Origin of the sequence: Sunxiuqinia indica (genome assembly GCF_009847015.1) — a bacterium.
GTDB classification, from domain to species: Bacteria; Bacteroidota; Bacteroidia; order Bacteroidales; family Prolixibacteraceae; genus Sunxiuqinia; species Sunxiuqinia indica.
The window spans coordinates 495912-508851 of record NZ_WVEM01000001.1 but is presented as its reverse complement, the minus strand read 5'-3'; the positions used below and the strand labels follow the sequence as shown (position 1 = coordinate 508851).

Below are 12940 nucleotides of genomic sequence, written 5' to 3'. Positions count from 1 at the left end.
GGCAATTAGTTATGTGTTATCATCGGAAAATAAATGAAATTAAAAAAGCTATATCCTGAATTAGTATCAGGCATTATTGATCAAGGGTTTGATAAAGAGCCTAAAGAAATTCAAGCGAATTGTATTCCTAAAATAAAATCGGGTGCAGACCTGCTTGTGGTTGCGCCAGAAGGATCAGGAAAGACAACAACAATTGTTATTGGCATAATTCAACAACTAAAAGAAGCCTTTGAAGAGGCACCTCGAGCAATTGTGTTAGTTGAAAACAAAGAAAAAGCCTTTGAACTAGAAGAGCAATTCGAACTATTGGGAAAGCACACCAATCTGCGTACGTTTACTGTATTCGATCAAGGGAACTTACAATATCAAAAGGATACCATTTATGAAGGACTTGATATCTTGATTGGAACGCCCAAACGAATTAATGAACTTTTAAGCAATACCGGAATACCATGTACCAAACTAAAGCTATTGGTGGTTGACGATGCTGAAACAATCTTTCCCAATCGTCATCATCCGGTTGTATATCGTATTTCTGATGGATCAATAAAAATCCAGTGCTTGTTATTTGCAAACAAGTGGCACGAGAAATTTGATGACTTTATGGAGCGTATCGAAAAAAACTGGGTTCTCGTTAATATTGACTGCTGAAGAGATCAGGATTCAATTCAATAATAACTATTTTCTTAAAAAAATTAAGAAGTCGTCACCAGATTTCAAAGCACAAAAAAAGCCTCGCTATTCGCGAGGCTTGTAATTTAAATGGGTTGTAACCTAAACTATGCTAGTTTAACATTGACTGCATTTAATCCTTTTCTGCCTTCTTCCAAATCAAAAGTTACTTCATCATTTTCGCTGATGTTTTCTTTTAATCCGTTTGCGTGTACAAAATACTCTTTTGTTGATTCGGCATCTTTAATAAAACCAAAGCCTTTCGACTCATTAAAAAATTTAACTGTTCCTTTATTCATCTTGATAAAATTAATTTGGCGAAAGATACGGTTACTTATTTTGAAAACAAATCATTTCCGCATTTTTTTTTAAAACTCACCTTCTGATTTATTGTTTTTTACTTTCCAGCTGTGTAATGATTTGTTCCAGTTCATTGGTCGTCATTCCTAATTCTGAAGCGATCATTTTATAGAAATCTCTTTTGGTTTCATGCCTCCACATCAAATCAGCATTGGTCAAATGGGGATATCTTCTTTTTAACTCATTCGCTACACTGCTCCAGTTACTCAAATCAAATTCTGCATTCATCATATCATTTTTAGTTATTCCGGGCTTCACTGAAACATGGAACGATTATTTAATCTGCCTTTTTGATGGAAAGTTTAGAGAAAACTTAATCCAGATTGCAAAGATACGCTATCTATTTCTATTATACGTGGCTTTGTTGCAAAAGAGTTGCATCATTTATGCATTATAATAGCTTTTCTCACATCTGTCCTAAATAAAGCTACAGAATCAGGCCCTTTATAAACATAATGGGAAATCTCGGAATGCATTGGTCGTGACTATCATTTTTATAGCCGTTTTTTTCCCTATCCCTTCGTTGGAACATAGTAATTCGTACTGACGAAGCAATACTGGATTAGACTTGATACATTCATGCATCTCAGTCTCTACCTCTGAAATAGATTGTTTTAACTTTTTTATCCGTTTTTTCAGCCAATTGCTTTAATCCCCGGATAGTTTGTTCAGGAAGCGAAAACAATCGCGCATTATCTTGAAAACGATAAGCATAACTCGCTATCTTAAGTGCCTAATTCAAAATATTTATCAAATGATATGTCCTGAGAATCTGAGATATATTTACCATAGATAAGACTGGAAGAATTATGCAACTTTTATTTTCTTTTGATTCAAATATGCGCCAGACGCTGTTCCAGTCCACCTAAGTCAACCAAGTAAATCAAAGGATTAAAACGAAGATATAGGCTCTAGCTTAACGCCAAAATATTTTTTATTTCGTACCAGTGTCGTGATTATTCGATTAACAAATACTGCTCTTCCCTTTTTTACTTATATTATAAGCTATTAAATCCAAACAGCTGATTTTCTTTAATATGTACAAACGCTTTTTCTGGCACATAGTTTTTCAGCTCTTCATCTCCTGCTTGAATCAATTCGGCTATATGACCAGGCGTGTGTTGAATGACGTGTTCTGACAAATCTTCGAGCTGAAGAATTTTACGCGTTTCGTTTAGGTATTGCCATAAAAGTCTTTTGGAGCCTGAGAAATGCGCCTCATCAGGATAAATAGCTTTTCCTGTTTTTGGATTGATGTAGGGAAACAAGTAAATCTTGACATTTTCATGGAACAAAGCGCCAATAGATTCGAGTAAACCTCCCCGGAGATCGGTGTATAACGAGCTATCGAAAATCATATCGAACGTTGGCATACCCATCGCAATTCGCAGTTTAATCATTTGAAACTGGGTGAAATAATTAACCAGCTCAAAATAACGGCTAAAACGGGAAACCATCACACTTTGCCCAACCATATTGAGAAGATCTACCCGTTGCAGAAAATCTTTTTCATCAACCTTTTTATTTTGCATCAGGCTATTGAGTGAGATTTCACAAAAAGCAATGGTGTTATCTGGTTTATAATCTTCATCACGCTTAAAAAGATCCATGCTCTTTTCAAAGAATTCGATCACCAAATTAGTCACAGGCCGGAAGTTACCGCGCATTAGCATGACATTCTTTTTATAGAGCATGTCGGAAGGCTGTTGCACTTTGCCCGACTTATCGAACATGATTGCCGGAGTCATGTTGTGGTTAACCAGCATCAGGTTCAGGATGCGGTTATCCACCCACTCCATGTCTGGTCCTTCCACATAAATATAATCTACTTCCAACCGATCGGTTCCAAGGTTGTCCAACAGGGCCAATAAAATATTTCTAGGATCTTTCCATTCAAATAATCCTCCATAAATCAAATTAACACCTAAGTTGCCAAGGCTATATTGCTGTAGAATTGTATCGTTTTCGAGCAACTTCACATGCACAAAAATGCGGTTGGGGTTATTACGTTCCGAGCCTTCAATAGCCATTCCAAGCCAACCGTTTCCCTGGTTGGTCTTGTTATAATTGAGGGTTTCTACGGTATTCGCAAATGCAAAAAACTTCTGGTCAATCTTATCATCCAGAATTTTTAGCAACTCCTTATATTCGTATTCCACCATCTTTTTCACCCGGTCTTCTGCCACATATCTTGCTGGAGCACCTTGGTTATAAAAATGATCACTAAAGCTCTTATCGTATGCTGAAATTGTTTTGGCAACAGTGTTTGAAGCTCCTCCAGCCTGAAATAGATGTCGCGCAGTTTCTTGGCCTCCACCAATTTCAGCAATCGATCCATAGTAGTCTGAATCTATATTTATATGAACAGCTTTCTCTTTAGTACTGAGCGTTTTTGACATATACTTGGAATTGATTTTTTTTAATTTTTCAAATGGTTCTTTCCATCATTTAGCAACACTTACTCCTTTGTTTTGTTTGAACGGGCAAATGGATAATGTAAGTTAATTACACTAAACTCTATAAGCGAATAACTGTTATAAAGGTATAATCAATTATAAAAGTTAAAATGAATTTACTGGAACAATTGAAAAAAATGACGGTAGTCGTTGCAGACACGGGTGATTTTGAATCGATAAAAGCCTTTACTCCGAGAGATGCAACAACCAACCCTTCACTTATTTTAGCAGCTACCGACGATGATCGTTACAAAAACCTGATTGACCAGGCTGTTGTATATGCAAAAGAAAACGCAGAAAAAAAAGAGGAACAGCTCAGTTTATGTATGGATAAACTATCGGTGAATTTTGGTATTGAAATTCTGAAAATTGTTCCCAAGCGCGTTTCTACAGAAGTGGATGCCCGCCTGTCGTTTGACACTGATGCAACGGTGAAAAAAGCACATCAACTCATTAAATTATATGCTGATGCCGGGATTCCGAAAGAAAAAATCCTGATTAAAATTGCATCAACATGGGAAGGCATTAAAGCGGCAGAAATTCTGGAGAAAGAAAATATTCATTGCAATTTAACTTTGCTGTTTAGTAAAGCTCAGGCTATTGCCTGCGCAGAAGCTAAAGTGCAGTTGATTTCACCATTTGTAGGGCGTATTTACGACTGGTACAAACAAAGCCGAGGAGTTGACGACATTCCTGCAACTGAAGACCCAGGTGTATTGTCGGTAACCGACATTTACAAATATTATAAGAAATATGGATATAAAACGGAGGTTATGGGTGCCAGTTTCCGAAACATTGGAGAAATTACAGAATTGGCTGGTTGCGACCTGTTGACCATTTCGCCGAAACTATTGAAAGAACTTGAAGAAACAGAAGGTGAATTAAAACAGAAGTTGAGCGAAAACGACTTGGGCGGCTACAACGAAGCTAAAATTTCTATAGACGAAAAGGATTTCCGTTGGTTGCTGAATGAAGATGCCATGGCTACAGAGAAGCTGTCTGAAGGTATCCGTAAATTTGCAGCCGACATCATTAAGCTCGAAGATAAAATTAACCAAAAGCTATAATGTTTAAAACATAGAGATGGAGGAAAGCAGATCAACCTATTGGTCTGTTTTTTTTACTTAAAACGGTCGTCTGATCGGTGGTTATGCGCTTTCCGCTCATCTTTCTCATCCAACCACCCCGAAACCGCATCTGTCCGGTTGTCGGTTTGTCTAAAAAAAGGTTTGATGTCAATCAGTGGCGTTTCATTGAGCATGTCAGCTCCTTCAAAATGAATCTTATTGTCGGTTACCTGCACTAGTTTCACTGTTGAAATTCCAATGGCATTGGGGCGTTTTGGTGAGCGAGTTGCAAAAACACCATGCATCTTATCGTCCATAAACGGCTTCACCGTTAGTTTAAAACCATCAACTTCATGTAGATGATAAATTAAAATTAAGTGCGAAAAACCGTCAAGATCTGCTAGTCCTTCTGTCAAATCGGGATTCAGTTCAATCACACCTTTAACTCCATCGGCACCCACTGGCTGTATAGGCATATTTTCGATCGTTGTGTGCGGCGTATAAATCACACCAATGGAATTTACAATTATGCTTTTCGTTATAAAGTCGTTGCTCATTGGGTTTTAAATTAAAGATGGTTAACGTATTTTGAGTTTGTCCTTCCCCGTCTCAGGACAAACTCACACTTTTGTTCCAGGAACCTTCATTAAATACTTTTGGTCGTCTGAAGCTTTCAATCTTTTCCTTTTATTCTTTGTCTTTCAGTTGTTTCATTTTTGAGAAGATTAAAGAATCATCTGCAATCTCTACGTTGGTTACCTCAAAATATTGAACTAATTTTTTGGGTAGAAGGGCTTCCACCAATGCTTTTTATTGACTATGGTGTGAATTCATTTGACATCAAAAAATAAAAACACAAAGATCAAATTAATTTGTTCTCCACCTACTTTTTAATGTGATCCAATAAACATAACACAAAAAAGGTGACACAAAAAAAGCTACTCGATTTGAGCAGCTTTAAAATGCGGTGACGACGAGACTCGAACTCGCGACCCTCGGCGTGACAGGCCGATATTCTAACCAACTGAACTACGCCACCTTTTTCTCGAAATGTTTGAACCGAAATTCATTCACTTTGAAATGTCATTTTAATAATTTTAGAACTTTTTCTTGCGGTGACGACGAGACTCGAACTCGCGACCCTCGGCGTGACAGGCCGATATTCTAACCAACTGAACTACGCCACCTTTTTCTCTAAAACCCTTGTGAAATGCTATTTTCAAAAGGCTCTGCAAATATATACTTTCTTTTTTTCTCTGCAATAGGAAACATTAAAAAAATCATCCCAAATTTAGAATTACTATTCGAACTGATTTTCGATAAAAATTTAGCCATCTAGTTTTCAATATACTATCAACAATATCGACTATTTCACAATATTTTCGGGAATCAATTTTTTTTCTCCTGACCACCGATAAGCAGCTAATTTCCCCTTACGACTCACACAGGAATCTAAACAACAAAGGTTCGGAGTAAAAATATTATCGCCATTTTTCAGACAATAGTGACCAAAAAATACGATTGGCTCATCTTCTCCATAGGGAATACGTTCTCCGCTAATTTCGGGTGGAATGGTATATGCCGGTAAATCAAATCGGCTCTCCAGCGAAAGATCCTGGAATTTCATCCCTTTTGGGTTTAACCACCATTTGGTTCGAAATCTTCGATGAGCCTGTCCTGTTTCGTCGTAAACTAATAAATCATTCGGAAGTTTAAAGTCAACCCCCTTGCAGGTTTGCCAAAAGGCTTTCGACACTTCATTACTATTTTTACTAATCTGCTTGAGTACGCTCTTTTTCAATCTTCCCTCGGTATAATTATTCCTCACAATTTCGATGCTCTGCTCATCCCAACACGCATGTACGATCCGAATACCATCCAATTCCAAAAACATGGGAAGGGTGCGCATCCATTTGATATGACTTTTGTATTCGTCTGGAATATGAACAAATTCTTTGAATGTTTGGGTCAACGGCATGCGGTATTTCAGCAATCGCTTAAACAAGGGTTTTCCTGCCTTATCTTTCAATTCAAAAATAATTGCATTTAACTCGTGATTTCCCAGGATTGCCAGGGCATTACCAGTTTCAACCATTGCTCTCACTGTTCTTACGGTTTCCAGAATTTCTGGCCCGCGGTTTATAAAGTCGCCTAAAAAAACAGCCTTTCGTGATTCGTGCTTGTAAACTCCTTTTTGCACCTTATATCCCATCGATTTGAGCAGATCTTTTAACATGCTTGCCTGCCCATGTATATCACCTATTATGTCATACATAAATTGCACCTATTTATAGCAAGGCAAGTTATCATTTTTATTAAAAAGTCAAGACCAATGAGAGAGTAAATGCGAAAAGATTGGCGCGGGGGTAAATAGTTCATTAAAAAGAAAAGGTCAGCAATTAAATTGCCGACCTTCATCCTAATTGAGTAGTATGTATTATCTAATTTTCGAACCTTTTGTGGCAAAGAAAATCAGATAGGTATAATAGACAAACATTGTACTAACCGCAGCAACCAATCCCAGATTATCCTGTATTGCCCCCATCATTGGAGTAAGAACTGCAGCACCGATAACTGAAGTTGAGATGACACCTGAAGCCACCTTGGCGTGCGGTCCCAAATCTTCTAAAGCAAGACTGTAGATTGTTGGCCACATAATTGAATGGAACAATCCGGTTCCTAAGAACAATACCAGAGCGATTTGTGAAGCATTTGCTCCAAGCACAAGTGAAGAACCAACAAAGATTGCACCACCAATGGCACAAAGAGAAAGAATTTGACGTGCCGTAAATTTCCGTAGAATAAAAATACCGGCAAGTCGTCCAACCATTAAGCCTCCCCAATAGTATTTCAGCCAATCGGTACGCTCAACAACTGTCAGGTTAAGTCCCAACTCTCTCGTATAATCTGCAAAGAAACTAGGGATGCCAATTTCTACTCCCATGTAAAAGAAAATAGCCAATGATCCTAACCAAACATGTGTATATTTAAATGCACTCGACTTGTATTTCTTTGGCTTCACAGCCATGTCTTTATCTTCATCTTCAATTTCAGGAAGTTTCATAAAGAAAAGAAGCACGAGAATTACCGCAGCAATGACAGCGAGCACAATAAATGGCTTTTGTACTTGAGTAGGTTCCATTGCACCTGTATCCGAAATAATCAGCAACGAAACAAAAATGGGAGCAATAACTGTTGCAACCGAATTTAAGAAGTTAGCCAAGGTCAAACGACTGGCAGCTGTTTTTTCTGGTCCGAGTGCATTCACATAAGGGTTAGCAACCACTTGTAAAATAACGATACCGAATGCAAAAACGGCTACTCCAAAAAGAAATGGAATATATCCAATTGCGACGAGTGGAATACACATTAAAACCCCGATAGTTAATAAACCGACTCCCAACAACACCCCTTTTTTATAACCAATCCGGTGAATTAGGAAACCGATGGGAATAGACAAGGCATAGATTCCGTAAAAAAACGAATTTGGCAATTGCTTCAATACCTTACCATTTGGAAGCGAATCCAATCTAAAAGCCTCTTTCAGAAAGTCAATCATCGAGTTGTTCATGGTAGTCATAAAGCCGATCATAAAGAATAAGGCCGACATGACTATCAATGGAAACAAATACTTGTTTTTACTCATTTTGTATAGTTTTAGAGTTAGTTCTACTGACTAGAGTTCTAGCTTAACTGATCCTTTAGCACGGATGAACAAGGTATGACATTTTCCTTTGCCATAAATATGCTCCAGCGTTTTAACGTACTCATCCAGTTTATCTTGCGGTACAAAAGCCTGAATAGTTCCACCAAATCCACCACCGTGAACACGCCATGCTCCTGAGCCTTTCAGCACCATTTCGCTCATAGCCAAACCTAAGGACACCACTTGATCGTCTTTATGAACAACGTCAAAAATGTTTTGATTGTACATGTATGAGCTATAGCCCGATTCCACGACCATTTTCAGAAATGCTTCGAAATCATTGCTTTCCAATGCGGCTACCTGATCTACGACACGTTGATTATCGCCTTGGAAGTGGTAAGCCCGAAGAATAGCACGATCACCTGTTTTTTTACGAATTTCAGGAATTTTATCTACGATTTGTTCCAGTGTAACTTCGCGCAGCACTTCTGCTCCAAGTTCCGCGGCAACAGCTTTCATCTCAGTTGGTAATGAAGCGTATTCAGCTTGAGAAGCAGGATCATCATGACCGCCACCAACATCGGTAATGACCAATGAAAAGCCGGTAGAAACAAAATCAAAGTCCACCTCTTTTACAATTGGTTTCGAAGGGTCTTTAAAATCGATGGTAATTAAGCCACCAACCGAGCATGCTGTCTGATCCATCAAACCACAAGGTTTTCCGAAATAATTATTTTCGGCCCACTGTCCGATGATTGCATTTTCGACACCGCCCATTTTTCCGTCGTTAAACAGATTATTGACAATAGCTCCCACCAATACTTCAAATGAAGCAGATGAACTCAGTCCGGAACCTTTTGGCACGCGTCCATCAATACAGGCATCGAAACCGCCAATTTCGTATCCCACTTCTTTCATGCGGGCACAAATACCTTTTACTAATGAAGATGAAGTATAAAACTGTGACTCGTCAATACTTAAATCTGAAAGATCAACCTGAAATTCAGGATATCCGACTGATTTAATCCGAACGGTATTGCTACCGTTTTTAGCTGCAACAGCTGCCATGTCCAAATTGACTGCACCTGCTAATACTCGACCGTAGTTATGATCGGTGTGGTTTCCACCAATTTCGGTACGCCCGGGAGAACTGAACAGATCAACATCATCGGAACCATATGTCTTCTCAAATTCACTCATCAAGCTCGCATAGCGGGCAGCTTGTGCAGTTAGCGTTGATTTGTCGGTTCCGTATAATTCCTGAAATAATGGATTATTTCCACCATCTATTTTCTCAATTAATTGATTAATTTTTGTCATAAGTCTGTAAGATTTTCTATTTATTAATTTGTTTTTTATAATGTATATCAGATAAATCACGTAATCGTTGAGCTGCCTGTTCTGCTGTAATATCTCGTTGTGGTGTAGCAAGCATTTCGTAGCCCACCATAAATTTTTTCACTGTCGCCGAACGCAATAAGGGTGGATAAAAATGCATGTGCAAGTGCCACTCCGGGTAATCTTTGCCGTCGGTTGGTGCCTGATGTAGTCCGGCTGAATAGGCAAACGAAGTCTCAAATAAATTATCGTACTTCACAGTAAGTTGCTTATAAATATCCGCTAAGCCATCTTTTTCTTCATCGGTTAACTGAAGAATATTTTGAACCGCCCGACGACTGATGATCATTGTCTCAAATGGCCAGACGGCCCAATAAGGAACCAGTGCCACAAAATGATCATTTTCAGCTAGCAGCCGCTCTTTCTTTTCCAATTCAGCTTTCAGATAATCTCCTAAAAGAGTATTTCCATTTTTCTCAAAATAGGCCTTTTGCGTTACCGACTCTTTATCCGGTTCAACCGGAACGGTTGACGAAGACCAAACTTGCCCATGTGGATGAGGATTGGAACACCCCATAATAGATCCTTTGTTTTCAAAGATCTGTACATAGTTTATAAAATCAGTGCTGCCCAGCTCATCAAACTGCTCACACCAAACATCAACTACTTTGCGAATATCCGCTACTTCCATCTCTGGAATCGTCAAACTATGATTGTCACTAAAACAAATGACTTTACAAATGCCGGTTTCGCTTTTTGCCTGAAAAAGGCTGCCTTCATCAACACCGCCTTCGGGTGAATCGGTTAGCAATGCACTAAAATCGTTGGTAAAAACAAAAGTGCCTTTGTAATCAGGATTTTTATGACCTCCTGCCCTTTCGTTCCCTGCACACAGATAGCAAGAGGGATCATATTTAGGGCGTTCGTCAACTGTTGCTTTCTCAACTTGCCCTTGCCAGGGTCTTTTCGAACGATGGGGCGAAACCAACACCCAGTCGTTTGTTAGAGGGTTTAACCGCTTATGCGGGTGATCCAGACTATTAAATTTTTTCATATTTCTTACTTTTTCCAACTGGTGGGTACTGGTAGGCAAAATTATAGAATATTGCTTCTTGTATTTCCTTAAATACACATGCTATAAAACATATTACAGAGACTTTCTACGGATTAACTGTGCGGGATTACTTATTTGAGACTTAGACCGGTCTGATATCATTTTGGCCAGATTTTGTCCCATTAACTGAAAGTCGGTTGATATGGTTGTAATTCCACCGGCAACGACTTCCTTCAACATCGTATCATTAAAAGAAACAATACCAAAATCTTCACCTAGTTTAAAACAATTAGCATCGGCCATTTTCACCAACTTAACCAAATTCCGGTCTGACGGAACAAAATAGGCTTCTCCCTTCTCAATCGTCCGATCAATCAAACTTCGAACAACTTCATATTTCATCTTGTTTTTCTTACAGAATTTTTCAAATCCAATCATCCTTCCTTCAGGCTCTTTGCCACCAGGAAAAACCATAACGAGTTTTCGGTATTTTTCAAGTAAGTCTTTTCCATTTTCCAGAGCCCGGAATACATCACCTTCAAAATCCTGATAAATAACCGGGTAGTCGGACAAATCTTCCTTTTTACGATCCAGAATATAAACGTTATCCTTAGGTAAAATTGAAATAATATCGGACGTTTGATCGAAAGTAGCGGGCATAATCACATACGAGGTATAATTGCCCGCAGCCTCGGAAATTAAATCTTTAAAAACCTGAAAATTAAAATGATGGAAATAAATATCAACGTTTGATTTCGTATCCAAACTATTTAAAAACGAAGTGTAAACATCTTCTTTAAACGCATTCAACTCGTCAAACAACAAAAAAATTCGTTGGTCAACATTCACCTCTGTACTATTGATGTAGTAGCCTTTACCTGGAATAGAATTAATAATCCCTTTGGCTTTTAACTCGTTGAAAGCGACCATAACGGTATCGCGTGACAGCTCAAATTCGACACATATTTGATTTAATGAAGGAATTTTATCGCCAACTTTTAAATTCCCACTGAGAATGCCTTGATAAATAGAATTAATAATTTGTCGGTATTTTGGAATACCAAGAGTGTCGTCAATCTGAATATTTTTCACAATCTTGATTTTTATTTGGCTAAGAATTTCAAAATTACAATTTTTATTGAAATTTAAACAACCAGTACCTACCAGTACGTTTCATTTATTAAATTTGTACTCTATGTTAATCTGTAAATCTAAATAATAAGCGAATGAAATTAACCAGTAAATCATTTGGAAATCTACCAAGTGGAGATCAAGCCGAACTTTTCACATTGAGTAATGACAACAATGTTGAGATTAATATCACCAACTACGGAGCAATAATTACCTCTGTAAAAACGCCGGATAAGGCAGGAAACCTAACCAATATTGTGTGTGGTTTTGATACGCTGGAGGGTTATTTAAGTAACGAATATCTGGGCAACTATCCCTATTTTGGAGCCCTAATCGGACGTCATGGAAACCGCATCGCCAATGGAAAATATTCGATTGACGGCGTTGAATACTCCGGAGCAATTAATAATGGCCCAAATCATTTACATGGCGGATTGGAAGGATTCGACAAAAAACAGTGGACGGCTGAAACTTTTGAAAACAAGGATGAGGTTGGCGTAAAACTTTCGTACACCAGCGCTGATGGCGAAGAAGGTTATCCCGGCACCTTGAAAACCACTTGTACCTATTCGTTGAATAACGACAATGAATTGTCAATAAAATATGAAGCGGAGACGGATAAAAAGACGATTGTGAATTTAACCAACCACTCCTATTTCAATCTTACCGGAGGAAAAGAGGATATTAAAAATCATGAGTTGGAGTTAAATGCGAACAAAATAACGGAAGGCAAAGATCTGATTCCAACGGGCAATATTGTTCCGGTTGAAGGAACAGCATTTGATTTTACATCGAACAAAAAACTGGGACAAGACATTGACAGTCTTCCTGATGGATACGACTTAAATTATGTACTGGACAATGAAGAAGGTAAGTTTGTATTTGCAGGCCGACTAAAGGAGCCTAAAAGCGGACGTCAGCTGGAAGTGTACACCACCCAACCCGGCATGCAGGTTTATACCGGCTATTGGATACCAGAGCTAACAATTGATGGTAAAAAGAAATTTGGAAAATATGCAGGAGTCGCATTGGAAACACAGCACTATCCTGACGCTCCAAACCATGATAATTTCCCTTCTACCGAACTTGCTCCTGGCGATAAATACGAAGAGCAGACAGTTTATAAGTTTGGACTAACCGAATAAGCTGCGATCAACAGATCATGAAACCCTCAATGTTCAAACGCATCGGGGGTTTCTTTTTGATGCGCAATTGT

Annotated in this window: 12 protein-coding genes and 2 tRNA genes; 3 read left to right on the top strand and 11 right to left on the bottom strand. The window is 38.4% G+C overall.

Translation table 11 applies throughout. The features are described from left to right. Positions 1–33 precede the first annotated feature (33 nt). A complete protein-coding gene (locus GR929_RS02015) occupies positions 34–651 on the top strand; it encodes a DEAD/DEAH box helicase (RefSeq protein WP_159517237.1) in 618 nt (205 codons plus the stop codon). 128 nt (positions 652–779) lie between these two features. On the opposite strand, the gene GR929_RS02010 is transcribed toward GR929_RS02015, so the two are convergent. The 3 genes from GR929_RS02010 to GR929_RS02000 all read right to left on the bottom strand — a co-directional run bounded on the left by GR929_RS02010 (position 780) and on the right by GR929_RS02000 (position 3431). Beyond that, positions 780–971, bottom strand: coding sequence for a cold-shock protein (locus GR929_RS02010; protein ID WP_159517236.1), 192 nt, complete (start codon positions 969–971; stop codon positions 780–782). Between the two features lie 88 nt (positions 972–1059). After that, positions 1060–1263, bottom strand: a complete 204-nt coding sequence (locus GR929_RS02005; protein ID WP_159517235.1) for a hypothetical protein — start codon at positions 1261–1263, stop codon at positions 1060–1062. 767 nt (positions 1264–2030) lie between these two features. Continuing rightward, on the bottom strand, positions 2031–3431 hold the full coding sequence (locus tag GR929_RS02000) for a TonB-dependent receptor (RefSeq protein ID WP_159517234.1): 1401 nt from the start codon (positions 3429–3431) through the stop codon (positions 2031–2033). 167 nt (positions 3432–3598) lie between these two features. On the opposite strand from GR929_RS02000, the gene tal reads away from it, so the two are divergent. Next, positions 3599–4555 carry a transaldolase gene (gene tal / locus GR929_RS01995; protein WP_159517233.1) on the top strand — a complete coding sequence of 319 codons (957 nt, stop codon included), beginning with the start codon at positions 3599–3601 and terminating at the stop codon, positions 4553–4555. 53 nt (positions 4556–4608) lie between these two features. Here tal and tsaA read toward each other — a convergent pair whose 3' ends face one another. The 8 genes from tsaA to GR929_RS01955 form a co-directional block, all read right to left on the bottom strand. Further along, positions 4609–5112, bottom strand: coding sequence for a tRNA (N6-threonylcarbamoyladenosine(37)-N6)-methyltransferase TrmO (gene tsaA / locus GR929_RS01990; RefSeq protein WP_159517232.1), 504 nt, complete (start codon positions 5110–5112; stop codon positions 4609–4611). A 408-nt stretch (positions 5113–5520) separates the two neighbouring features. Then, positions 5521–5594, bottom strand: a tRNA-Asp gene (locus GR929_RS01985). 74 nt (positions 5595–5668) lie between these two features. Then, positions 5669–5742, bottom strand: a tRNA-Asp gene (locus GR929_RS01980). Positions 5743–5921: 179 nt separating this feature from the next. Beyond that, entirely contained in the window at positions 5922–6830 is a 909-nt protein-coding gene (locus GR929_RS01975) for a metallophosphoesterase (RefSeq protein WP_159517231.1), read from the bottom strand. Between the two features lie 162 nt (positions 6831–6992). Further along, positions 6993–8201, bottom strand: a complete 1209-nt coding sequence (gene gluP / locus GR929_RS01970; protein WP_159517230.1) for a glucose/galactose MFS transporter — start codon at positions 8199–8201, stop codon at positions 6993–6995. Positions 8202–8231: 30 nt separating this feature from the next. Then, positions 8232–9521, bottom strand: a complete 1290-nt coding sequence (locus GR929_RS01965) for a galactokinase (RefSeq protein WP_159517229.1) — start codon at positions 9519–9521, stop codon at positions 8232–8234. A 16-nt stretch (positions 9522–9537) separates the two neighbouring features. Next, positions 9538–10593, bottom strand: a complete 1056-nt coding sequence (locus tag GR929_RS01960; RefSeq protein WP_159517228.1) for a UDP-glucose--hexose-1-phosphate uridylyltransferase — start codon at positions 10591–10593, stop codon at positions 9538–9540. Positions 10594–10686: 93 nt separating this feature from the next. Next, positions 10687–11685, bottom strand: a complete 999-nt coding sequence (locus GR929_RS01955) for a GntR family transcriptional regulator (protein WP_159517227.1) — start codon at positions 11683–11685, stop codon at positions 10687–10689. Positions 11686–11819: 134 nt separating this feature from the next. Here GR929_RS01955 and GR929_RS01950 point away from each other — a divergent pair, with 134 nt between their 5' ends. Further along, entirely contained in the window at positions 11820–12869 is a 1050-nt protein-coding gene (locus tag GR929_RS01950) for an aldose epimerase family protein (RefSeq protein ID WP_159517226.1), read from the top strand. The last annotated feature ends 71 nt before the right edge of the window (positions 12870–12940 follow it).

Excerpts from the sequence above, each read along its gene's own strand:
- GR929_RS02015 (WP_159517237.1), top strand. The coding sequence starts at position 34 with ATGAAATTAAAAAAGCTATATCCTGAATTAGTATCAGGCATTATTGAT.
- GR929_RS02010 (WP_159517236.1), bottom strand. The coding sequence starts at position 971 with ATGAATAAAGGAACAGTTAAATTTTTTAATGAGTCGAAAGGCTTTGGT.
- GR929_RS02005 (WP_159517235.1), bottom strand. The coding sequence starts at position 1,263 with ATGATGAATGCAGAATTTGATTTGAGTAACTGGAGCAGTGTAGCGAAT.
- GR929_RS02000 (WP_159517234.1), bottom strand. The coding sequence starts at position 3,431 with ATGTCAAAAACGCTCAGTACTAAAGAGAAAGCTGTTCATATAAATATA.
- tal (WP_159517233.1), top strand. The coding sequence starts at position 3,599 with ATGAATTTACTGGAACAATTGAAAAAAATGACGGTAGTCGTTGCAGAC.
- tsaA (WP_159517232.1), bottom strand. The coding sequence starts at position 5,112 with ATGAGCAACGACTTTATAACGAAAAGCATAATTGTAAATTCCATTGGT.
- GR929_RS01975 (WP_159517231.1), bottom strand. The coding sequence starts at position 6,830 with ATGTATGACATAATAGGTGATATACATGGGCAGGCAAGCATGTTAAAA.
- gluP (WP_159517230.1), bottom strand. The coding sequence starts at position 8,201 with ATGAGTAAAAACAAGTATTTGTTTCCATTGATAGTCATGTCGGCCTTA.
- GR929_RS01965 (WP_159517229.1), bottom strand. The coding sequence starts at position 9,521 with ATGACAAAAATTAATCAATTAATTGAGAAAATAGATGGTGGAAATAAT.
- GR929_RS01960 (WP_159517228.1), bottom strand. The coding sequence starts at position 10,593 with ATGAAAAAATTTAATAGTCTGGATCACCCGCATAAGCGGTTAAACCCT.
- GR929_RS01950 (WP_159517226.1), top strand. The coding sequence starts at position 11,820 with ATGAAATTAACCAGTAAATCATTTGGAAATCTACCAAGTGGAGATCAA.